18 protein-coding genes and 1 tRNA gene are annotated in these 22,246 nt (G+C 51.5%); 10 read left to right on the top strand and 9 right to left on the bottom strand.

Annotated elements, in window-relative coordinates:
- Window positions 1-251 precede the first annotated feature (251 nt).
- Both cysK and epsC read left to right on the top strand, forming a co-directional pair.
- Window positions 252-1,178 (top strand): cysteine synthase A, encoded by a 927-nt coding sequence (gene cysK / locus JTE88_RS02400; protein ID WP_275586618.1) that lies wholly within the window; start codon window positions 252-254, stop codon window positions 1,176-1,178.
- A gap of 13 nt (window positions 1,179-1,191) precedes the next feature.
- Window positions 1,192-1,773: a serine O-acetyltransferase EpsC gene (gene epsC, locus JTE88_RS02395; protein ID WP_204425151.1), complete on the top strand. Its 582-nt coding sequence runs from the start codon at window positions 1,192-1,194 to the stop codon at window positions 1,771-1,773.
- Between the two features lie 115 nt (window positions 1,774-1,888).
- Here epsC and JTE88_RS02390 read toward each other — a convergent pair whose 3' ends face one another.
- Complete coding sequence (locus tag JTE88_RS02390; RefSeq protein ID WP_204425149.1) at window positions 1,889-2,332, bottom strand: ribose-5-phosphate isomerase; 444 nt, start codon at window positions 2,330-2,332, stop codon at window positions 1,889-1,891.
- 57 nt (window positions 2,333-2,389) lie between these two features.
- On the opposite strand from JTE88_RS02390, the gene JTE88_RS02385 reads away from it, so the two are divergent.
- Both JTE88_RS02385 and JTE88_RS02380 read left to right on the top strand, forming a co-directional pair.
- Entirely contained in the window at window positions 2,390-4,390 is a 2,001-nt protein-coding gene (locus JTE88_RS02385) for a M13 family metallopeptidase (RefSeq protein ID WP_204425147.1), read from the top strand.
- A 2-nt stretch (window positions 4,391-4,392) separates the two neighbouring features.
- On the top strand, window positions 4,393-5,085 hold the full coding sequence (locus tag JTE88_RS02380) for an N-acetyltransferase (RefSeq protein ID WP_204425145.1): 693 nt from the start codon (window positions 4,393-4,395) through the stop codon (window positions 5,083-5,085).
- Window positions 5,086-5,179: 94 nt separating this feature from the next.
- Here the strand turns inward: JTE88_RS02380 and JTE88_RS02375 are convergent, their stop codons facing one another.
- Window positions 5,180-5,635: a hypothetical protein gene (locus tag JTE88_RS02375; RefSeq protein ID WP_204425143.1), complete on the bottom strand. Its 456-nt coding sequence runs from the start codon at window positions 5,633-5,635 to the stop codon at window positions 5,180-5,182.
- A gap of 284 nt (window positions 5,636-5,919) precedes the next feature.
- Here JTE88_RS02375 and pepN point away from each other — a divergent pair, with 284 nt between their 5' ends.
- Entirely contained in the window at window positions 5,920-8,466 is a 2,547-nt protein-coding gene (gene pepN / locus JTE88_RS02370) for an aminopeptidase N (protein ID WP_204425141.1), read from the top strand.
- 94 nt (window positions 8,467-8,560) lie between these two features.
- The gene (locus tag JTE88_RS02365; protein WP_204425139.1) at window positions 8,561-9,337 is read left to right on the top strand and encodes a formate/nitrite transporter family protein; all 777 of its coding nucleotides are present in this window, start codon (window positions 8,561-8,563) and stop codon (window positions 9,335-9,337) included.
- A gap of 85 nt (window positions 9,338-9,422) precedes the next feature.
- On the opposite strand, the gene JTE88_RS02360 is transcribed toward JTE88_RS02365, so the two are convergent.
- Complete coding sequence (locus JTE88_RS02360) at window positions 9,423-10,478, bottom strand: LLM class flavin-dependent oxidoreductase (protein ID WP_204425137.1); 1,056 nt, start codon at window positions 10,476-10,478, stop codon at window positions 9,423-9,425.
- Window positions 10,479-10,621: 143 nt separating this feature from the next.
- Here JTE88_RS02360 and JTE88_RS02355 point away from each other — a divergent pair, with 143 nt between their 5' ends.
- Window positions 10,622-11,818 (top strand): dicarboxylate/amino acid:cation symporter, encoded by a 1,197-nt coding sequence (locus JTE88_RS02355; protein ID WP_204425135.1) that lies wholly within the window; start codon window positions 10,622-10,624, stop codon window positions 11,816-11,818.
- A 52-nt stretch (window positions 11,819-11,870) separates the two neighbouring features.
- On the opposite strand, the gene JTE88_RS02350 is transcribed toward JTE88_RS02355, so the two are convergent.
- Window positions 11,871-12,101 (bottom strand): PTS sugar transporter subunit IIB, encoded by a 231-nt coding sequence (locus tag JTE88_RS02350; RefSeq protein WP_204425133.1) that lies wholly within the window; start codon window positions 12,099-12,101, stop codon window positions 11,871-11,873.
- A gap of 99 nt (window positions 12,102-12,200) precedes the next feature.
- The gene (gene malQ / locus JTE88_RS02345) at window positions 12,201-14,348 is read right to left on the bottom strand and encodes a 4-alpha-glucanotransferase (protein ID WP_204425131.1); all 2,148 of its coding nucleotides are present in this window, start codon (window positions 14,346-14,348) and stop codon (window positions 12,201-12,203) included.
- A gap of 178 nt (window positions 14,349-14,526) precedes the next feature.
- On the opposite strand from malQ, the gene JTE88_RS02340 reads away from it, so the two are divergent.
- Complete coding sequence (locus JTE88_RS02340; RefSeq protein ID WP_239519542.1) at window positions 14,527-15,459, top strand: acyl-CoA thioesterase; 933 nt, start codon at window positions 14,527-14,529, stop codon at window positions 15,457-15,459.
- A gap of 227 nt (window positions 15,460-15,686) precedes the next feature.
- Here JTE88_RS02340 and ettA read toward each other — a convergent pair whose 3' ends face one another.
- The 4 genes from ettA to JTE88_RS02320 form a co-directional block, all read right to left on the bottom strand.
- Complete coding sequence (gene ettA / locus JTE88_RS02335) at window positions 15,687-17,369, bottom strand: energy-dependent translational throttle protein EttA (protein WP_204425129.1); 1,683 nt, start codon at window positions 17,367-17,369, stop codon at window positions 15,687-15,689.
- Window positions 17,370-17,460: 91 nt separating this feature from the next.
- A complete protein-coding gene (locus tag JTE88_RS02330) occupies window positions 17,461-17,994 on the bottom strand; it encodes a single-stranded DNA-binding protein (RefSeq protein ID WP_204425127.1) in 534 nt (177 codons plus the stop codon).
- Between the two features lie 161 nt (window positions 17,995-18,155).
- A complete protein-coding gene (locus tag JTE88_RS02325; protein ID WP_204425125.1) occupies window positions 18,156-19,622 on the bottom strand; it encodes a GTP-binding protein in 1,467 nt (488 codons plus the stop codon).
- Window positions 19,623-19,664: 42 nt separating this feature from the next.
- Window positions 19,665-21,203 (bottom strand): GTPase, encoded by a 1,539-nt coding sequence (locus tag JTE88_RS02320; RefSeq protein ID WP_204425117.1) that lies wholly within the window; start codon window positions 21,201-21,203, stop codon window positions 19,665-19,667.
- A gap of 140 nt (window positions 21,204-21,343) precedes the next feature.
- Here JTE88_RS02320 and JTE88_RS02315 point away from each other — a divergent pair.
- Both JTE88_RS02315 and orn read left to right on the top strand, forming a co-directional pair.
- Window positions 21,344-21,416 (top strand) — tRNA-Arg (locus JTE88_RS02315).
- Window positions 21,417-21,521: 105 nt separating this feature from the next.
- Window positions 21,522-22,175, top strand: a complete 654-nt coding sequence (gene orn / locus JTE88_RS02310) for an oligoribonuclease (protein ID WP_204425115.1) — start codon at window positions 21,522-21,524, stop codon at window positions 22,173-22,175.
- The last annotated feature ends 71 nt before the right edge of the window (window positions 22,176-22,246 follow it).

Here is a 22,246-nt window from a genome sequence, read left to right as displayed (position 1 = left end):
TACGTAACGCTGAGCGTGAACATCGACCACAAAATTGCGCCCGGGATAGCTTTCGACGTAGAATGAAGATGTTTATTTTTCAACAATAGTCTGATGTGCGGAAAGGTTAACACGATGAACACTGTCGTCTTTACCTCCACCGCCCGTTGCTGTACCTGTCTCAAGAGCGTCAGGCTTTAGCCGTGCGCACCTTGCGCATGCTTGACGCTCAGTGTTGAACGATATAAAAATCAATGTGATAGGACCGCATCATGCTCTACAACAACGCAACTGAACTCGTTGGGAACACCCCACTCGTACGAATCAATCGGCTTGCCGGCGACAACGCCACAGTGGCTGCAAAACTAGAATTTTACAACCCAGCAAACTCCGTCAAAGACCGCGTCGGCGTCGCAATTATTGACACTGCTGAAGCCTCCGGTGAACTCAAACCAGGCGGCACCATTATTGAAGCCACCTCCGGAAACACCGGAATCGCGCTAGCATGGGTTGGCGCAGCCCGCGGCTACAAAGTCATCCTCACAATGCCTGAATCCATGTCCAAAGAACGCCGCGCCCTCCTGCGCGGCTTTGGTGCAGAACTGATTTTGACTCCAAAAGGTGAAGGCATGCGGGGCGCCGTCCAAACAGCCGAGAAACTCGTTGCCGAAACACCAGGTGCCATCAAAGCTTCCCAGTTCGCCAACAAGGCGAACCCAGAAAAGCATTACGCCACCACCGGTCCAGAAATCTGGAACGATCTCGATGGCAAGGTAGATATCTTCATTGCAGGAATCGGTACCGGTGGTACCATTACTGGCGCTGGTCGGTTCTTAAAAGAGAAGAACCCAAATCTCAAAATTGTTGCAGTGGAACCCGGCGAATCACCACTCCTGTCTGAAGGGAATGCTGGGCCACACGGCATCCAAGGAATCGGCGCAAACTTCGTTCCAGAAGTTCTTGATACGGAACTTTACGATGAAGTCCTTCCGGTTTCCACGGAGGATTCACTCACCTTCGCACGGCGTGCAGCGCACGAAGAAGGACTACTAGTAGGAATCTCCTCCGGCGCGGTGCTAGCAGCTGCGTCACACGTAGCCGCACGTCCGGAAAATGCAGGTAAAACAATCGTCGTCATCATCCCAGATTTTGGCGAACGCTACGTCTCCACTCCACTCTTCGCTGGACTCACCGACTGAACGGACACCGCAGATGCATGATCACCAGCCACTTTTTCACCAAATGAAAGAAGACCTACAAGCTGCGATCAACCACGATCCCGCAGCTCGTAATCTGGTGGAAGTCTTCCTCTCCTACCCCGGCGTTCACGCCGTATGGGGATACCGAATAACTCACCGCATGTGGGCCCACGAGCGGATGAAAACAGTCGCTCGCGTGTTTTCACAAGGGATTCGCACCTTCACCGGCATCGAGATCCACCCGGCAGCCGAATTAGGTAGAAGACTCTTCATCGACCACGGCATGGGCGTAGTCATCGGAGAAACAGCAGAAGTGGGAGACGACGTCGTCATCTTCCACGGCACCACGCTCGGCGGAGTGTCGATGTCCGAAGGCAAACGTCACCCAACAATCGGCGATCGTGTAGTGATCGGATCAGGAGCGAAAGTACTCGGCCCCATCACTATCGGAAACGACGTAGCAATCGGCGCGAACGCCGTCGTCGTCAAAGATGTGCCAGATGGCAATACTGCAGTGGGAATACCGGCGAACAACCGACCATCTCATGGCACAACCGAAAGCGCGGAACATATAGATCCAGCTATCTGGATCTAGGCACGGAGGGGCACCACAACCTCCCCACAGCGAAACTGCGGTATCTTTCCGCCTCCTAAATTAGAGGCACGTCAAGATACCGCAGTTTTACGTTCTTATTATTGCTGAGAATGAATTACTTCTCGTAATCGCTCATCATGTCAATGCGCGACTGGTGGCGAGATTCTGGATCGTAGCCAGTTGCCAAGAAAATATCGACGAAGCGCGTTGCTTCCTCGATGGAATGCTGGCGTGCGCCAATCGAAATAACGTTGGCATTATTATGCTCTCGTGCCAACGACGCAACCTCGTCGTTCCACACAAGCGCAGCACGAACACCAGCAACCTTGTTCGCAGCCATCTGCTCACCGTTACCCGAACCACCAATAACGATTCCCAACGAACCCGGATCGGCAACTACAGCTTCACCCGCGGCGAAACACACCGGCGGATAAGCATCCATTTTGTCATATGTTTCGTATCCGTGATCAGTCACCTCATGCCCAGCAGCACGCAGATGATCAACAAGATGGGCCTTCAATTCAAAACCGGCATGATCTGCCGCAATATGTACTCGCATACCTAACAGTCTACCCATAAACCAAAGCATGTAGGCCAACTACGATAGAATTAATTTATGAATATAGATAACACAACGCAAAAGGTTTCCGATGAGCTACACCCATCGGTACGCCCCCAAGATGATCTCTTCCGCTACGTCAACGGAACCTGGATCGATGCAACGGTGATCCCAGCAGATCAAGCCTCCACCGGTTCATTTATGGATCTGCGCAACCAAGCCGAAGAAGACGTGCGCACAATCATTACCGAGCTGGCAGCCGCTGGCTCAAACGATCCAGATGCCGCAAAAATTGGCGATCTTTACAACTCGTTCATGAACGAAAGCGTCATCAACGGACTCGGCGCAATTCCACTTGCACCAGAATACGAAATCCTCGATAACGCACATACCAAGCAAGGCCTCGAAATGGCTATTGCTACTTTCTATGCCACCGGAGTGGGCGGACCATTCGGTATCGGAACCAACGCTGATCGCAACAATCCTGATCAATACATTCCATGGGCCTACCAGTCAGGTATTGGTCTACCAGACGAAGCTTTCTACCGCTCCGAAGAATATGCGGAAATCCTCGAAGCCTACAAGCAGTTCATCCCCACTCTTTACTCGCTGGCAACCGGCGTGAACGACGTCGACGCCAAAGAAGCTGCCGCGAAGATTCTCGACGTCGAAACTGCAATCGCTTCGCATCACTTCACCGTCGTCGAATCCCGCGACGCCGAACTAACCAACAATGTTATGTCGTACGACGAATTTGCTGAGCTTTCCGGCGAATTCGACATGAAGGCTGTGCTGACCGCGCTGGGCATGACGGCCGAGAACGCACCAGAAATTTTATGTATGACTCCGCGCTCCTTCACCGGTCTTGGTGAAGTGTGGACAACGTTCGACGTCGATACCCTTCGGACCTACATTCGCTGGCACCTGATCTTGGCCCGTGCACCCTACCTCTCAGAAGATATCGTCACCGCCCACTTCGCTTTCTATGGCACGATGCTCTCGGGCCAAGAAGCTCAGCGTGACCGCTGGAAGCGAGCAGTTGTCCTCGTCAACGACGGCCTCGGCGAAGCAGTCGGCAAGGTTTATGTTTCCAAGCATTTCCCGCCAGAAAACAAAGCCAAGATGGAACAGCTCGTTGACGATCTCCTCGCCGCCTACCACGATTCAATCTCCACACTCGATTGGATGACTGACGAAACCCGCGAGCGCGCTTTGGCGAAACTCGCAACCTTCACTCCGAAGATCGGATACCCGGTCACGTGGCGCGACTACTCCGAGCTCGAAATCTCAGCAGACGATTTGCTAGCAAACATCCGTGCAATCGCCAAATTCGAGTTTGACGAAGAGATCAATAAGCTCGGCAAGCCAGTTGACCGCGACGAATGGCACATGACTCCACAGACCGTCAATGCTTACTACAACCCGATCATGAACGAGATCGTCTTCCCGGCAGCGATTTTACAGCCACCATTCTTTGACGCTGACGCCGATCCAGCCTGGAACTATGGCGGTATCGGTGCCGTGATCGGCCACGAAATCGGCCACGGTTTTGACGATCAAGGCTCGAAGTACGATGGGAGCGGCCGGTTGAATAACTGGTGGACTGACGCCGATCGAGAAGAATTCAACAAGCGCACCAAGACACTCGTTGATCAATACTCGACCTATGTTCCAGCACAGTTCGATGCCGATTCTCCGCACCACGTCAACGGAGAACTCACCTTGGGTGAAAACATTGGCGACTTGGGCGGCATCACCATCGGTTTGAAGGCATACGAGATCGCTTGCCGCCGCGCTGGTTTCGCTTCAGCAACCGAAGCTCCAGTATTGGCTGGTTTCACCGGTATCCAACGTGTTTTGCTCTCTTATGCTCGCATCTGGCAAGAAAAGCGCCGCGACGAATTAATGATCCAGCGAGTCGCCACCGATCCACACTCGCCATCCGAGTTCCGGTGCAACGGTGTGGTAAAGAACGTTGACGCGTTTGCACAGGCGTTTGACGTCAAGCCAGGCGACGAGCTTTATCTTGCTCCCGAAGATCGCGTGCGCATCTGGTAACTATGGTTATCCGTGTTCCCACCCGTGAAGAATTCACTCACATTGTGGACCACATCCTGATCCCGAGCTTTCCCGCCACTGAACGGCCGGATAGCTCGGGATTCATGGAGCTGTTTGATAACGGGCAAATTTTTACATTGGCCGCTTTTGCCGGCCAATCCCCTTCTGGGGTGTCGATCAGCTTTCTCGATTTCAGGCAAGGCGAATCCAGCGGGTCTGCCTCCGATGTCGTTCTCATTTCGTGGCTTGCCGTGAGCGAAGCTGGCCGCGGGAACGGCACTGGTTCTGGCTTGCTGCACGAAACTGTTGATGTCCTTACTGCCCAGCATGATCCATTCCTCATCCTGATCGAGGTTGAGGACCCACGTATTCACACTGAAGTGGGCGCCTACGGCGATCCCGCTGCTCGGATCCGGTTCTATGAACGCAACGGAGCGCGCCGGATCGATACTCCGTTTGCGATGCCACGTGAGGATATCACTGGTGACGTTCTTCCCGGGATGCTCCTCTACAGCGTCGGCGGACGGGCACACCACACCACTGGCTCGCACTCCCCTGCACTCGGGGCTCCGCTGACTCGGTTCTTGCGTGCATACGCGCAGGCTGCCGGAGAACCGCAACACCCCGACGGCAGTTTCATTCATCCGGATATAGAACAGATGGTGCGGTCCGCACCCCACGCCGCGTTTACCTAAAATGTATAATCTCGGTATTCGACACAGCAAGCGCGGTATATACACTGCCGCTCGAAATACCGAGATTATATGTTTGTGGCAAAATTAGAAAATGTCAGTTACCTGCTTCGATAAGAATTGGTTTACCATGCAGGCCCTTCTTCATTGCATACATTTGAACGAGTTGGATCACCGCAATTATCAGTTCGAGAAAAATCGGAGAGCCAAGTTCAAGGTAATAGTCAGTAAACAACTGTATTAAACCCGGGATTGCAGTCAGACGGAGCATTGCGAAAATTGCCCCACACGCGAAAGTCGCAATAGCAACTCGGCCAGCAATAGTCACCCATACTACACGCTCGCGATTCGACGCAAACCATTCAGCACCAAATACCAAAATCTCGAAAACAATCATGATAATTCCAGCCGGTACAGATAGCCATGCTACCGGGGACGTGCCAAACATAAACAACCAAGCATTGACCGCCACGATAATAATGAACACTATTCGTCCCTGTAGCTCGTATCCTGACATTGCCGGTAGCTCTACATTGTTACCGTTTTCAGACATAAGATGATCTTCCCCCTACTAAGGACACATGGCTGATTGTTTTAACGTATCTACTGCATTGTAGACACCTGCCAACATGATTATACGGCCAAAACTGACGAACATTCTAGATTTTATAACACTACTAGCTAAATTACCTTTACCGCAGATACGGCACTGCCGTTTTCACAAACTATACGCGAACCCAACTAAGCGCGTAAACTAGAACTGTTTCATGACTTTTGTCAAACAATTGGGAGAAGCACTGGCCTGCCGGCGCTACCCCGCTACTGAAAGGACGATCCGTGCCAGGACAAAACCTTACGCGCATCGAAGCCACACAACGTGCCGAAATAATCAAAACCCACAGTTACCGCGTCGAACTCGATCTGCGCGGCGAGACCACGTTCCGCTCCCAAACCACTGCCAAGTTCAGTGCAACCGAAGGCGCGTCAACGTTTATCGATCTCATCGCCCAGTCCGTAGAAAAGATTGTCCTCAACGGTGTTGAGCTTCCACTCAGTGCATACTCCGATTCACGGATCACGCTTGAAAACCTCACCGCCGAAAACGAACTCTACGTTGACGCAACCTGCGTCTACTCCCACACCGGCGAAGGCCTCCACCGCGCAATCGACCCGGCAGATAACGAAGTCTACCTCTACTCCCAGTTCGAGGTTCCAGACTCGCGCCGAATGTACACGGTGTTTGAGCAGCCAGATTTGAAGGCCGAGTTCACCTTCGTCGTCACCGCTCCAGAGCACTGGAAGGTCTTCTCCGTCTCGCCAACCCCGCAGGCAACCCCCGCCGGTGATGGCTTCGCCACCTGGGAGTTCACCCCAACTGAGCGCATTTCGTCCTACCTGACCTGTATTATTGCTGGCCCATACGAAGGTACCACCGATTCGCACCAGTCCAAAGACGGCCGGACGATTCCGATGGGCGTCTACGCCCGTAAGTCGCTCGCCGAGTATCTCGACGGCGATGAGATCATCACGATCACCAAGCAGGCAATGGACTTCTTTGAAGACGCATGGGATGTTCCCTACCCATTCCGTAAGTACGATCAGATCTTCGTTCCCGAATACAACGCTGGCGCAATGGAACACCCTGGCTGTGTCACCATTCTTGACGACTACGTCTTCCGTTCCCGCCCAACTGAGGCACTGGTTGAGCGCCGCGCGATCACGGTGGTTCACGAGTTGGCCCACATGTGGTTTGGCGATCTGGTGACGATGAAGTGGTGGGATGATCTGTGGCTCAACGAATCCTTCGCCGAGTTCACCTCCCATGTGGCAACCGCAGAGGCTACCCGCTGGACTGACGCCTGGGTGACCTTCAATTCTTCGGAGAAATCGTGGGCGCAGATGCAAGACCAGTTGCCGTCCACCCACCCGATCGCTGCTGATATTCGCGATCTGGAAGATGTCCAGGTGAATTTCGACGGCATCACTTACGGCAAGGGTGCTTCGGTCTTCCAGCAGCTGGTTGCCTACGTGGGTCGCGATGCGTTCTTCACTGGTGTTTCGAAGTATTTAAAGAAGAAGGCGTGGGGTAACGCTACGCTCGACGATCTGCTGGTTGAACTCTCAGCTGCTTCGGGCCGCGATTTGACCGAGTGGGTCAAGCTTTGGCTGCAGGAGTCAGGGATTAACATTTTGCGTCCGCGTCTATCGGTTTCTGGTTCGACGTTGGACGAAATGGTAATCGAGCAAGGCTCTGACGGCCGTGCATCGTTGCGTCCACACCGGATTGGCGTTGGCGGTTATTCATTGAATGCTACCGGCGAACTGGTACGAGTTGCCCACACCGAATTGGATATCGACGGTGAAGAAACAGTTGTTTCGGAGTTCACCGGTATCGAGCGTCCACAGCTAATTTTGATTAACGACGGCGATTTGGCCTACGCCAAGGTTCGTATGGATGATGAGTCGTTGGCGTTTGCTATCGAGCACATCAATGCATTTACGGATCGTCTGCCACGTACCCTCGTGCTGTTCTCAGCATGGGATATGACGCGCGATGGTGAGATGCCAGCCTCGGATTACGTTGAGTTGGTATTGAAGGCGTTGGAGACTGAAGATCACGGTACGGTTTTGCGTTCGTTGATTAATCAGCTCTCGACGGCGGTCAAGCTCTACTCTGCTCCAGCTAAGCGTGCCGCGTTGCGGGAGAAGGTTGGCCAGCGACTTGCTGAGTTGGCCCGCGCTGCTGAGGCTGGAACGGATCGCCAGTTCCAGTTAGCATTGGCGAGCGTATCGTTGTCTCACACGAACGCACAGATTGATACGGTTGCTGGCTGGCTTGAAGGCACGGATGTCCCAGAGGGCTTAACGGTTGACGCTAACTTCCGTTGGGGGATTCTCACGCGGTTGGCTACTGCCGGCCGGGTTGATGCTGCAGCGATCGAGCAAGAGCGCACCGAGCGTGACAACACGGCTTCGGGTGCGGCGAATGCGGCGCGTGCTCGGGCAGCTATTTCTTCTGCTGAGGCAAAGGAAGCATCATGGATCGAGATCACTGGTGGCGAGGTTCCTAACTCTATCCAGCGTTCTGCCGCTCTCGGATTCACCGATGGCGATCCCGAACTGTTGGTGGCCTTCGTCGATCGGTATTTTGACAGCATCGCAACCCAATGGGCTGATCGTACAGTTGAGATCGCCTCGAACTTCATTGCTTACGCGTTCCCGACGGTTTTGACTGGCCGTGATGATTTGGGCATCGATATTGTTGCTCGTGGCGAAGCTTGGCTTGCAGAACATACCGAGGTTGCCCCCGCAGCTCGACGCTTGTTCTCGGAGGCACTCGCCCACGCTCAGCGTGCAGCGCGCGCTCAGCAGGCAGATGCCTAAAGTCTTAGAAATAGGTAACTAACCGACTGTAAAGTGGGGCCGTGGAATATTGTTTCTGCGGCCCCCTACTTTTGTTAAATGAAGAAAGATATTCATGGAAACCTTAACCCAAACACTTGACAAGCAAGCGGCTGTCGGTGCAGCGAAGTCGACGAAGGCTAATAATTTTGGCGGCTACCTTGCTGGTGGTGCACTGGCAGGTGCGTTTGTTGGCATCGGCTGCCTATTTATGTATGCCGGCGTTTCTGGTATGTATGTCCATGGGTCAGATTTGACCGGCACAATGATGGGCCTAGTTTTCGGTATCGGTCTGGTACTGGTGGTGTTTGCTGGTGGTGAATTAGCGACCTCAGGCATGATGATCATGCCATTGGCTACTATTCGAGGCACAGTCAGCACGATGCGTGCAGCATGGATGATCATTTTCATGCTACTAGGCAACTTGGTTGGCTCTATTGCCATTTCGGCGATGATTACCGCAGCTAACGTGTTTAAGAAGGATTCGTTGAATTACCAGATGCTTGAGGCAGTTGTTTCAGGCAAGCTCCATAAGGATTATTCGGAAGTTTTCTTCCGAGCGATCATGTGTAATGTGATGGTGTGCCTAGCTATTTGGACAATTAGCCGTATGAAGAACGAAGTTGCTCAGATTATTGTGATCGGGTGGGCTATTACGGTCTTTGTTGCTGCTGGTTTTGAACACGTGGTAGCAAACATGACGTCATTTTCATTGGCGATGATGAACGGCGTCGAGGGTGTAAATTTCGGCAATTCGGCGTTGAGTTTACTCGTTGCCGGTGCTGGAAATATTGTTGGCGGCATGGTGGTTGTTGGGGGCTCATTCGTCCTTGCTGCGCGTATGGAAGCTTGATCTTCTCACTCTCCCAATACCCCCGATGGGCACCAACAAGAGTTGGTGCCCATCGTTGTTGTAGTTAGTTAATCAGCTGGTAACCTCAACCAACTACAGGTCCTTCAGTGTTGGGAATCCAACCGAGAGCTGGCGCAACGTGTTTTGCGAAGTTGTCAAGAATTCGCACGTTCATGTCGACTCCCATTTGATTTGGGATCGTCAGCATCAACGTATCGGCAGCCGCAATAGCCGGGTCAGCCTTGAGCTGTTCAATCAACACATCTGGTTCAGCTGCGTAAGTGCGGCCGAACGTCGTCTTCGTTGCTCCTTCAAGCATGCCAATCTGATCCTTGCTGGTGGCAAACGTTCCAAAAAGTTCTTGATCTTCAGCAGTAACTATTGGGAAAATCGATCGGGAGACTGATACCCGCGGCGTCCAATCATGCCCGGCATCTTCCCACGCTTCGCGATAGACCCGGATCTGCTCAGCTTGGAGTTCACCAAGGGATGATCCATCTGCTTCGGAAACCAAAGTGGAACTCATCAGGTTGACACCATCTTTTGCTGCTTGTTCTGCAGTGGCGCGAGTTCCTGACCCCCACCAGATGCGCTTTTGTAAGCCGGGTGAATGTGGGAATATTGGTAGCGGTGTGCCTGGCTGATACATTTGCGGATACTGCAACTCAAGTGGCGCAGCTTGAGCTAACCCATATCCTTGGATCGCTGCGAGGAACAGTTGCCACTTTTCACGTGCAATATCAGAACCGTTCTCCGCTTCGCCTTTGTACCCGAAAGATTCCCAGCCGCGCAGTGCTGGTTCGGGTGAGCCTCGCGAAACACCGAGTGCGACTCGCCCCTCGGACAGCAAGTCAAGAGCAGCTGCTTCTTCAGCTAAGTGCAACGGGTTCTCGTAACGCAGGTCGATCACACCCGTGCCGACCTCAATCCGTTTAGTCGCGCCGATAATTGCGCCAAGTAGTGGCATTGGCTCTGCACCTTGTGGCGCAAAGTGGTGAACACGGAAGTACGCACCGTTGACGCCGATTTCATCGGCTACCTTGGCGATCTCCAAACTGTCACGTAATACTTGCCCAGCATCGGGCCCATCTTGGCCATTAATTGAGTGATGACCGAAACTTAAAAATCCAAAAGCTTTCATAGTTGAATTGTAAACTATTTCCGCTGTGTTGTCCACACTATGAACAAAGCTGCCACCGAGTTCAAAAATGACCTACTATAACAGACCATAAGTTACTCTTTATCGCACTTCCGCAAATAAGTAACTAAACAGAAAGGACCATCATGGAGCCCTCCATTCTTAACCGGCTCAGCAAACACTTGCTCACTTGGATCGTTGTAGCAATCGTGCTGGGAGCTCTTCTCGGTAAGGTTCTCCCCTCAACAGCTATCGTCCCCTTCGCCACATTCAACGATATCTTCGGAAAATTCCTCGGATTCTCCGTTCCACTTATCATCGTCGGACTTGTCACTCCAGCAATCTCCGACCTCGGAAAATCTGGTGGACGATGGGTGATACTCACAGTTGCATTGGGATACCTCTCTACGATCACCGCCGGTCTAGGAACTTGGGGACTCGCTTCGCTTATTTTCCCTTGGCTACTAGCCGACCAAAAAGTACCCGATCTCGCCGCTCCAGAAAACGCGGTGCCATCACTTATGGACGCAACATTCACATTGCCACCTGTTTTCGGTGTTCTCACTGCCCTTATTCTCGCCTTCCTACTCGGGTTCGGCGCAGTCGCAGCAGATGCAAAGAAACTCATGTCTTTAATGCAAGAATTTCGTGAAGTTATCTACATCGTCATCAAACGTTCAATCGTTCCACTGCTGCCGCTCCACGTCTTCGGCATATTCCTCAACATGTCAAAGTCTGGGCAATTCGAAACAGTCATTGTTGCGATGGCCAAAGTTATCGCATTCGCCTTCATCCTGACAATCATCATGTTGCTCGGGCAATACTTCATCGCTGGAACGCTCGCACGGCGCAATCCATTTATCGCCTTATGGAACATGCGAGACGCCTATGCTACCGCTCTTGGCACAGCCTCATCCGCTGCCACAATCCCAGTCACTCTCCGTTCTGCTTTAAAGAACGGCGTATCTGAAGACGTCGCTGGCTTCGTTGTGCCATTATGCGCAACCATCCACCTCGCGGGCTCCACAATCAAAATCACTTCGTTCGCACTAGCTCTGCAATACATGCTCGGCATGAGCTCATCTGCAGGAACCATTATCAGCTTTATCTTTATGCTCGGCATTATTATGATCGCTGCACCTGGTGTTCCCGGAGGTGCAATCACTGCAGCACAGTCGGTGGTACAGGGAATTCTCTCATTCACTGATCCGATGTATGGCATCATGGTCGCACTCTACGTCGCTGTCGATTCCTTCGGAACTGCTACCAACGTCACCGGCGACGGCGCTATCGCAATGATCGTTGAACGGTTTGTCTCTGGCAAGCCAAAGACCAAACAATAACCGTCAGCTTATTCCATAAACAGCATCATTGAGGCAGTTGTATAGCGTTTGCTCATACAACTGCCTCAATACCTTCAGCTAATTCCTGAGCACCAGGCCCCACAATAAGCTGGAGTTGACCTTTCTGACGAACGACACCGAAAGCACCTGCCACCCGCAAAATATCATCATTAACCACAGCCATCGATCGCACTTTAATTCTGATTCGTGTAAAAGCAGGAACAGCTTCTACAATATTGTGTCTACCGCCTAAACCAAGAATAAAATCCTGAACCGGTTGCATCGCTATTTCCTCCTTCCACAGAAATCTCAAAACAGTGGGTGCGGGCAGTAACTGCCCGCACCACTCAACACGTCAGACGTAAAACTTCTTAGGGCTTATTTATTCTGAACCATTCAAAGCCTTCGTAAAAGCGTCAACAAGTGACAACAATCGCGGATTCTTCGCTAGCTCCTCAACTAATACTACCTTCTCTGTCCCGTCTGCCAACGGAATCTTCCAATTTGGGTACTCTTGATCAGTTCCAGGCTGGTTTTGTGCACGCCGCTCACCGACAGCATCCACAAGCGAAATACACAAGAGTGGAGCTGGAGTTCTTGTCAAATACACATGCATAGCTTCAACGAGTTCACGCTCCGATGGCTCCGGCCCAATTAACCCGTATTCACGCAACCGTGAATACACCGTTTCTAGCTCACGATAAGCTTCAGCACGCACCTTCTCCTCGGGCTCAACTAACAACCCTAACCTGGCACGCAACGAGACATGTTCTTGAGCCAAATAGCCTGCAGCAGGTGGCAAATCGTGGGTATCAACCGACACAAGGGCGTCACTGCGGTAATTTTCTGCACGCAACGGAGCGCCGTCGCCGTCCTTTTCAAACCAGAAAATAGATGTTCCCCAAATGCCTCGCTCACGTAGATATTCGCGTACCCAAGGTTCAACATTGCCCAAATCTTCACCGATGAGGACAGCACCAGCACGATAGGCTTCCAGCAACAAGACACCTACCATTGCTTCATGATCGAAACGCACATACGTACCCTGGTTAGCCGGCATACCATCTGGAACCCACCACAGACGGAACAAACCCATCACGTGATCTACCCGAAGCAAGCCCGCATGGCGCATAACGGTACGCGCCATATCGCGTAGTGGCGTATAATCCATTTTCTGTAAAGCATCCGGACGCCACGGTGGCTGAGACCAATTCTGACCTTGCTGATTGTACATATCTGGTGGAGCACCAACGCCCACACCATGCGCAAAAGCTTCAGGAATGGTCCATGTGTCTGATCCTTGCGGATGAACTCCCACTGCTAGATCATGTGCAATACCAAAAGCCATACCAGAAGCTTTAGCAGCTCGCTGAGCATCAGCTAACTGTTCATCCATAATCCACTGTAACCACGCCCAGAAATCAATCCGGTCACGCAACTGAACGCGCGCTTGGGCGACACCACGACTATTGACATCGTGGAGCTCTTGCGGGAACTCTTGCCCCTGGTAATGCTCAACTAACGCACACCACAGTGCGAAGTCTTCCAAGCCTTGACCTTCATTATGCCGATACTGAGCAAACTCTCGTTCACGCGATTGTGAGCGTCCAGCAGTGAAAATAACTTCAAGTGCCTCACGCTTGGCTTTCCATGCCGCATCTCGATCAATATGGGAATTCTTCAGTGATTCTTTCTTCACTGTTTCACCGGCCCATGTAATTAATGAGCGCTCTGGACCAGAAAGATAGGCGACCTCTCGAATGTTTTCCGGCCGAATGTACATAGGGTTGAAAAAACGACGAGTGACCGGCAAATATGGTGACGGCGAGAGCGGTTCGATCGGTTCAGCTGCATGTAGTGGATTAACGAGCAGGTAGTCAGCCCCCTTAGAACCAAACAGTGAGGACATTTCCAAGAGGTCATCTGCGTCTCCAACACCCCACGAGTGTGCTGAGCGAGTTGAATAAAGCTGAGCCATCATACCCCAAGAGCGGTGATATTCAAGGCTACCTTTACTCAGCTTTCCAGGAGTCACGATCAGTGTGGTTGAATCCTGCGCAACGTTATCGGTCTCCGCGTGGCTTACACGTGCATAAATCTTGTGGTAGCCCAGCGGAAGACCAGCATCGAGAATAAAGCTTGCCTGGCCGATAGTATGGCCTTCAATGACTCGTGGCGGCGTGAAATCTTCGCCCTGCCGGACAATGCGTTCCGTACCGTCTTCAAACACGATGCGCAACTCAACATCCCAGCCATGGGGAACGTGTACTGCAATCGAATGCTCGCGATCATCGCGGGTCACCACACACGTTGGCAGGATCTGACGCCACGGTTCTTCATCTTTAGCTATAAGTGCAGCTTCGATTGCCTGGTCGGTTCGGGCATCAACACCCATCGCCGCTAGAACTGTCATAAGCGTTTGGGCTTCTACACGTACATGTTCTCCGTGAAAGCCCCAAAATTCAGTGGCGACATTGTACGCGTCAGCCAATCGATGCAATTTTTCAAGATCAACTATCTGATCTGGCATTGTTTCTCCTCGCAGGATGTGCAGCAGCACCCTTACTACTTAACGCTTTCATTGTGCCAGAATGTATTCATTTTCTGTAGCTGACAGCAACTATTTGCAAAGATTAGACCTTGGGAAGACAAGGGCATTTAGCTAAAATACACATAATTGTTCTACGAGCTAGTACTAATTTAGCCGTATGATGAAAATATCATCGTTCCCGGAGGTCTTCATGACAACTTATCTTCCAGTCCCCTCGACTCCCGAAGAACCCTTATCGGCAATCCTCAACACGCTCCGTTTACAGGTGCGTGAACCGGGTAGCTACGTGGGTGAAAATTTATCACAGTTTAACGGCCGGGTATATGGCGGTCAAGTTTTTGGCCAAGCTGTCATGGCAGCGTGGGCAAGCGTTGCGGAACATTATCCGCAACGCGAGATACATTCCATCACCGCCGCTTTTATGCGCCCAGGAGACCAGCATGAACCGATAACTTTCGATGTCGAAGAAGTCAATGATTCCCGGTCATTTTCTACGCGGCGCGTACACGCTTCACAGTTCGGCAAAACAATCTTGTCATGTCGCGCATCTTTCCAAGAAATTCAACCTGGTATCGAGCATTCGTCCGAGGTCCCCGTTGCACCAGAGCCACAAGAACTGGAGTCGTCCGTCGACTTCTTCGCAGGCTTTTCCCACCCTGCATCGAAACATATGCATATGACCAACGCCATCGACATGCGCCACGTGGACGGACCAATCTGGGTCAAACCTGCTCGCAAACGTGACAGCCACACACTTATCTGGTTTAAAACTCGAAATGATGTACCCCAAGGTGCGCCACAGCTACTCCATCGAGCACTTTTGGCATATGCAACCGACCAATTTATGCTCGAACCTGTCATGCGGCGGCATGGCATGTTCTGGCTTAGTTCCGATATTTCGTTAGCTACATTGGATCATGCGATTTGGTGGCATCGTAATGTTGATATGTCTGACTGGGTGCTGGCCGAACTGGATTCGCCCTCAGCCCAAGGTGGACGAGGTCTATCAGTGGCAAAATTCTTCCAGCATGGTGTTCATATTGCCACAATGGCACAAGAAGGCATGACACGATCGAGGGATGTCCTCTGAACTATCTTAACTATCTTCCTCTCATTGACCATTCATCTACAATATTCCGGCAACACTTTTTGGACTACCGCTCATACTCTCAGGAAATCCAGAGTGGTCACTGCGCACACTAGCTAGATAAGGTACACACCTGTCGAACAATATGCTGGTGGCGGGGATCTGGTGAACCAGATCCCCGCCACCAGCATTACCATGTGGAGCGGATTTACTATTCGTCCCTGCCGATATTAACCGCGTGTGAGCTTACGATAGGTGGAAGCTCCCGGACGTGCCGCATCCTCACCTAGTCGGGCAATCTTGTTCTTCTCATACGATTCGAAGTTACCTTCGAACCAGTACCAGTTAGACGGATTTTCTTCCGTTCCTTCGTAGGCAAGGATATGCGTTGCTACCCGGTCAAGGAACCACCGATCGTGGGTAATAACCACTGAACATCCAGCGAAGTCGAGCAACGCATTTTCTAGCGAGCTCAGCGTCTCAACGTCCAAATCGTTTGTTGGTTCGTCAAGTAGAATCAGATTTCCACCCTGCTTGAGCGTCAAGGCGAGGTTAAGCCGGTTGCGCTCACCACCGGAAAGCACGCCAGCCTTCTTTTGCTGATCTGCACCCTTAAATCCAAATGCAGAAACGTATGCACGTGAAGGCATTTCCACGTTGCCGACCTGAATATAATCCAAGCCATCGGACACAACTTCCCACAGCGTCTTCTCTGGGTCGATACCGCCACGGTTCTGGTCAACATAGCTCAGTTTGACAGTTTCGCCAATTTTAAGGTTTCCATCATCAAGTGGTTCAAGGCCAACGATCGTCTTAAACAGTGTTGTTTTTCCAACGCCGTTCGGTCCGATAATTCCCACGATGCCGTTACGTGGCAGACTGAAGGAAAGATTATCGATAAGTACACGATCGCCGAAGCCCTTCTTGAGATTTGTAGCTTCTAGGACGACATTTCCTAGACGTGGGCCCGGCGGAATCTGAATCTCTTCGAAATCGAGCTTACGTGTGCGATCTGCTTCCGCAGCCATCTCCTCGTAGCGAGCCAAACGGGACTTGGACTTTGCTTGACGGCCTTTAGCTGAACTACGCACCCATTCGAGTTCTTCAGCCAAACGCTTCTTGAGCTTAGCGTCCTTCTTGCCCTGGACTTCGAGACGTTCCTGCTTCTTCTCCAAGTAGGTTGAGTAGTTGCCTTCATATGGGTAGAGGTGCCCACGGTCAACCTCCGCAATCCACTGAGCTACGTGGTCGAGGAAGTAACGATCGTGGGTAACTGCGATAACTGCGCCTGGGTACTTCGCCAAGTGCTGCTCGAGCCAGAGCACCGACTCTGCATCCAAATGGTTTGTTGGTTCGTCAAGAAGCAACAAGTCAGGAGCTTCGAGAAGGAGCTTACACAATGCGACTCGACGGCGTTCACCACCGGAGAGCACATTCACCGGGCTATCACCTGGTGGGCACTGGAGTGCTTCCATCGCCTGTTCGAGCTGAGCATCGATATCCCAACCGTTGGCAGCATCGATTTCAGTCTGAAGCTTGCCCATCTCTTCCATCAATGCGTCGAAATCAGCATCTGGCTCAGCCATCTCCATGCCAATTTCGTTGAAGCGATGAACTTTTGTCAGTAGATCCCCAACACCTTCTTGAACATTCTCCAAGACAGTTTTTTCTTCATTCAACGGCGGTTCCTGCATCAAGATACCCACCGAGTAGCCCGGGCTCAACCGCGCTTCTCCGTTCGACGGTTCATCAAGACCGGCCATAATCTTCAAGATCGTCGATTTCCCGGCACCGTTAGGGCCGACCATACCGATCTTTGCACCTGGATAGAACGACATTGTCACATCGTCCAAAATCAGTTTGTCCCCGACTTTTTTACGGGCACGCACCATATTGTAAATAAACTCAGCCACGTTTCTCCAATAGCTAGCAAATGGAACTGGTTAACCAGTTCAACCATAGTCGACTAGGAGCGTTGAGCTCAAGCACAGCATCGGTATGAGGCTAAGACATCACCTTCTGCAAAACACCAGCCGTATCTGTGTCGCTTCTGTTCCCTTCTTCAGAGGTGGTGAATTGGTCGTCGATCTCATCTGATACTGGCCCCGTAGACAGTCGAGGTTCGCCAGGAATCGATTGTAACGGCACCCCTGACGTCTTGTGGAAGATCGCTTGACCTGTCGATAGTTCAATAGCGCAACTATCGGCAATCACTGTATTTTCGCTACGGACCACACCATCCTTATCTTCGTACTGGCGTACCATTAATCGGCCACGTACCAAAACTGGACTACCCTTGAAAACACTGTGGGCAACATTGACAGCTAACGCACCGTAGGTACGTACCGAATACCAAGCGGTGGGGCCATCCTTAAATTCTTGGTCAACACGCGAATAATAACGCGATGTCACTCCCACGCGAATGACCGTCGTTTTCGTTTCAGTCACTTCGCCAGTTTCTTGATCAGCAGTGTTTGTGAAAACCATCGGTGCTGCACCTACATAGCCTCGAATAGTCACATTCGTTTCGTTTGCCATCAGTTAGTCCTTAAACTTCCGTTATTGATAGGGTCAATAACTATTGTTCGGGAAGTGCTGATCTCAGCGCAGTGACTCTAGCGAAACTGTGGAAAGCGCATGTAACTCGCACCTAAAAGGAACAAGTTACATGCGCTATCCCAAAAAGAACGACTAGCGGCTTAGGCCGAAAAAATTTCCAACGCCTTTCGGGTGATCCGATGCTTTTCTAACACAGCAGCTGGCCCAACAACCATGCTCTGATCAAAAACCTCACCGACCGCATCCAACGCAGCTGACTCATACTGCTGAGCGAGTCGATTACACTGACGTCTCAGCAGATATCGCGCGAGCACATAGGACACTGTAGCGAGCACGAAACCCCCCAGAGCAACACCAACGCGGCTAACCACCGTATAAAACGGGAGACCTGCAATAGCTAGACCGAAACCAACGCCTGCCAGCAAGAGGCCAAAAATAACTAGTAGCCACGAGGTACTTCGCCGAATCCTCGGTAGCTCAAGCGAACGTACCGCGTTACCCACACCGTTACGTAATCTCTCTGAGCTGGCCACTTCATGTATCACTGCCTTCTGCCACACTTCAGGCAAGCCTTGTTTAATAAACGCTATCCAGCTATCACGAATGGCCATAGCCATGGAATTACCCAGTTTTTCCGGACGGACCAGTGCAGTTTTAAACAATGTTGCGCCAGCGTTCCGTAACGATTCAGCCGCAGCTCCTACTCCGCTTGCTTGCGCAATACGATCGACGACGTCGTCACGCTGGGAGCCGTAAAGGTCAACCTCGCTCATTCCAACATTAAATTGCAACCTGCGTCCAATCGCATCCAATTCAGCCGCCGCAGTGAGCGCATTGACTGAAGGACGCTGGCTTGTTTCTCGAATTACTTGTGCAAGTTCTTCCACACCTTCACCGGTCATTGCTGAGGTCGTCACCACTGGCACATCAGCTAATCCATCGCGGGCAAGGAGCTGGTGAAGATCGTCCAATAATACATCCCGCTGGGACTCGCGGACAGTGTCAATGTGATTCATCGTCACCAACATGACATGTGACCGCGCCGTCAACTTTTCCAAATATGATGCATGCAATACTTGATCCGCATACTTCTGCGGGTCAAGTACCCAAATGAGAATGTCGACCATTGGCAATAGCCGTTCAACTTCTAAAGAATGGTTAACCGCCACCGAATCATGGTCGGGCAGATCGATCAAAATAAGCTTATCGAATCTTTCGTTTCCGATATTCAGCTCCGATGTATGACTAATCCTGCGATCGTAATCAATCGCGAGATAATCTAATAATTCCCCAGCATCGGCACCATAGATACACGCTGAGGGTCGTTCAGTCATGGGCCGAACATCTCCAGAATCAGCAAATTCTAACCCAGTTAACGCATTAAAAAGAGAGGATTTCCCAGAGCCGGTGCCGCCGACCAAGGCGACGACAGTGATATCGGTTCCTAGTCGCATTCGTTCCTGGGTGCTACGCAAATCGTCTTGCGCTCTGGCAGATACGTAAGGATCAAAATATTGGCCGCCTGCTGCGACCGCGTCTTGAAGGTGCTGTAACCGGGAGGCAATGGCCCGGGCACTGCGCGATCGGAGTGTTTCTTTTTCATCCATAATACTCGTCATTCCTTGAGTTTCACGATAGACCTATTACCGCTAAACGTGTGCGAGGTATTCGCTGGCACGTAATCTTAGCTGGGTACTGTCACATACTGAGACCTCGTCAGCTACACGAACATAAACGTTCGAAAGCTCTGCGAGTGCATCATCTACGCACGCTAGGAGTGCTTCGCGCGCTAGCTCGATATAAGATTCAATACCGGAATTGCGTGCGACTGAAATAGCTCCCGAAATACCGCCAGCTGCGCACCCGAGAAGGGAAGCGATACCAGCTGGAGAAAGCCAGGGGTGGTCGTGGACTTGCTGAGTAATCTGGACGAGATCATTTTTCCATGCTTGCGCGCTCTTCTCGATAATCGAATCGATGTCGATTTCCTGATTGGCCTGTGCGCGCAATGTTGCCGTGTCGACGACGTCGTTTCGCCAAGCTTCGTTTGCGCGGGTGCGTGCAGTGACTAAAGCTTGGGATAAAGCCACTTTAAGTGCCGCATACAAGATATCGAACGTCACTGTGACTGCGTTATCTCGCGCGGTACGCTTTCGGTCGAACAATCGTGGGCTGTTGCGTGAAACCATCGCAGACAAAACACCCCCAGTTGAAGCGAAAGACAGCCACGACGCAGTTGGCGCTCCTTGACCGAACCTCCCATGTCTAATGTTCGTTCGTAGCTTCTCCAGCGGCGGTTGCACACTTTCAAGAGCTTTATCTTTCAAGTCTTGTATTGCATGTTCTTGCGCCTCAAGCGCATCTGCCAAGCGTAATAGTTCATCACGCAAAGCCGGTAAGGTTGCGCGTGTTGTGCGATCAATCAACGACTCACCCATATTGGTCGTCGCAATCATATCCAGCCAGGCCCGAATTTCTTGTGTCTCATTTTCTGGAAGCAACCCATCGTGTGCTCCCTGATCGGCGATGATGAACAACGGGGCATTTTCAAGCCCCATGTTCACCATTCGTTTCGTCAAATCTGTCCGAACACTTTGCATCGCTCGGCGAGGGACCCGGTCGAGGACAATCGCGCAGGTAACTCCGCGTTCGTGAGCACGACGTAACGTATTCCAAGCTAGCGCGTCACCATAACGCGCCGCCGTCGTCACAAAGATCCATAAATCTGCAGCATCGAGGAGACGTGCTGAAAGTTCTCGATTCGAATCGTCTACTGAGTCCAAATCCGGTGCATCAACTAAAACAACTCCTGGAATAGCAGATGCTGCGAAAACGCTTTGCCCCATAGATCCCAAAACATGGTCATCCATCACTTTGTGGTCACTTGGATGCATCACTAGCATCGGCGTTCGGGTTGTTGGCCGAATAACAGAGGCCTGAGTTACCTCAGTACGCACGATCGAATTAACCAGCGTAGATTTACCGGCCCCCGATGATCCACCAAAAACAATAATCGTCGGAACGTCATCTTCATTGATATGCGGTAAAATTCGCGACTCAAGCTGAGTGAGTAGCTGCTTGCGCGAAGCCTCCATTTCGCTCGAGCCAGGCATAGTAAGCGGCAAGGTAGCATCACGGAGCGCCTCGATAGTACGAAGAACGAGGTCGGCAATACTGGTGCGGGACATAGAGCTAGGATTCACCTTTCCATTACAGCGTATTTTTATAACTCATGCTGAGTCGACACGATAATTTTCGGCAGATGTGACCCTATTAAAATCCTTACAATAAAGCATTTCTGTCCCTATCGTGTAAAATCTTTGCGTACGCCTCGATAGCTCAATGGATAGAGCAACAGACTTCTAATCTGTAGGTTGCGGGTTCGAGTCCCGCTCGGGGTGCTGGTCGTAAAAATTCAGATACGCGATTGTTCACCTAGGCACGTCTTTAGCGACATACACTCTTCGCCGCACGCTTGTAGAGATAAGCTTGGTATTCTGGACCATATGAGTAATTTTTCTGCCCAGAATACGCCGATTGTGTGGATCGACTGCGAAATGACCGGACTTGACCTAGAACGGGATGCTCTTGTCGAGATCGCAGTCGTTGTCACAGATCCAGAATTAAACCCACTCGACAATGGCCTTGATATTGTCATCAAGCCACCTCAGGAAGCTGTCGATAACATGGATAGCTTTGTACGGAATATGCATACGACGACTGGCCTGATCTCGCGTTGGGAGGACGGGGTTACGCTTAGCGAAGCTGAAGCTCAGTGCCTGGAATACATCAAGCGGTTTGTGCCAGATGCCCGGAAAGCTCCATTAGGTGGAAACTCGGTAGGCACCGATCGCACATTCTTGGCACGCGATATGCCCAACCTAGTCAATCATCTCCACTATCGCGTTGTTGACGTGTCTTCTATAAAAGAGCTCGCAAAACGTTGGTTCCCGCGAACCTATTTCGCCGCTCCAGAAAAAACTGGAAACCATCAGGCCTTGGGCGATATTTACGATTCGATTGACGAATTGCGCTATTACCGCGCAGTGTTATGGCCTGAGGGCGATGGCCCAACCACTGATGAGGCAAAAAAGAAGGCTATGCAGATCACGGACGATTTAACAGTAGATCGGGCCCAGCGAGCACATGACGCTCTCTGAGTGAACTATATGGCAAACGGTAAGGCCTGAGCGGGCTTACCTGCGAACACAGGATACGGTTTCAATTCCCA

The organism is Arcanobacterium phocisimile (assembly GCF_016904675.1).
Lineage (GTDB): Bacteria > Actinomycetota > Actinomycetes > Actinomycetales > Actinomycetaceae > Arcanobacterium > Arcanobacterium phocisimile.
This window is presented reverse-complemented; position numbering and strand designations above follow the sequence as displayed.

Bases quoted from the DNA above. Each gene is read 5' to 3' on its own strand.
- JTE88_RS02365 (WP_204425139.1), top strand. From the start codon at position 8,561: ATGGAAACCTTAACCCAAACACTTGACAAGCAAGCGGCTGTCGGTGCA.
- JTE88_RS02330 (WP_204425127.1), bottom strand. From the start codon at position 17,994: ATGGCAAACGAAACGAATGTGACTATTCGAGGCTATGTAGGTGCAGCA.
- JTE88_RS02325 (WP_204425125.1), bottom strand. From the start codon at position 19,622: ATGGATGAAAAAGAAACACTCCGATCGCGCAGTGCCCGGGCCATTGCC.
- JTE88_RS02360 (WP_204425137.1), bottom strand. From the start codon at position 10,478: ATGAAAGCTTTTGGATTTTTAAGTTTCGGTCATCACTCAATTAATGGC.
- JTE88_RS02390 (WP_204425149.1), bottom strand. From the start codon at position 2,332: ATGCGAGTACATATTGCGGCAGATCATGCCGGTTTTGAATTGAAGGCC.
- JTE88_RS02340 (WP_239519542.1), top strand. From the start codon at position 14,527: ATGATGAAAATATCATCGTTCCCGGAGGTCTTCATGACAACTTATCTT.
- JTE88_RS02385 (WP_204425147.1), top strand. From the start codon at position 2,390: ATGAATATAGATAACACAACGCAAAAGGTTTCCGATGAGCTACACCCA.
- cysK (WP_275586618.1), top strand. From the start codon at position 252: ATGCTCTACAACAACGCAACTGAACTCGTTGGGAACACCCCACTCGTA.
- JTE88_RS02380 (WP_204425145.1), top strand. From the start codon at position 4,393: ATGGTTATCCGTGTTCCCACCCGTGAAGAATTCACTCACATTGTGGAC.
- malQ (WP_204425131.1), bottom strand. From the start codon at position 14,348: ATGCCAGATCAGATAGTTGATCTTGAAAAATTGCATCGATTGGCTGAC.
- JTE88_RS02375 (WP_204425143.1), bottom strand. From the start codon at position 5,635: ATGTCTGAAAACGGTAACAATGTAGAGCTACCGGCAATGTCAGGATAC.
- epsC (WP_204425151.1), top strand. From the start codon at position 1,192: ATGCATGATCACCAGCCACTTTTTCACCAAATGAAAGAAGACCTACAA.
- orn (WP_204425115.1), top strand. From the start codon at position 21,522: ATGAGTAATTTTTCTGCCCAGAATACGCCGATTGTGTGGATCGACTGC.
- JTE88_RS02350 (WP_204425133.1), bottom strand. From the start codon at position 12,101: ATGCAACCGGTTCAGGATTTTATTCTTGGTTTAGGCGGTAGACACAAT.
- JTE88_RS02320 (WP_204425117.1), bottom strand. From the start codon at position 21,203: ATGTCCCGCACCAGTATTGCCGACCTCGTTCTTCGTACTATCGAGGCG.
- JTE88_RS02355 (WP_204425135.1), top strand. From the start codon at position 10,622: ATGGAGCCCTCCATTCTTAACCGGCTCAGCAAACACTTGCTCACTTGG.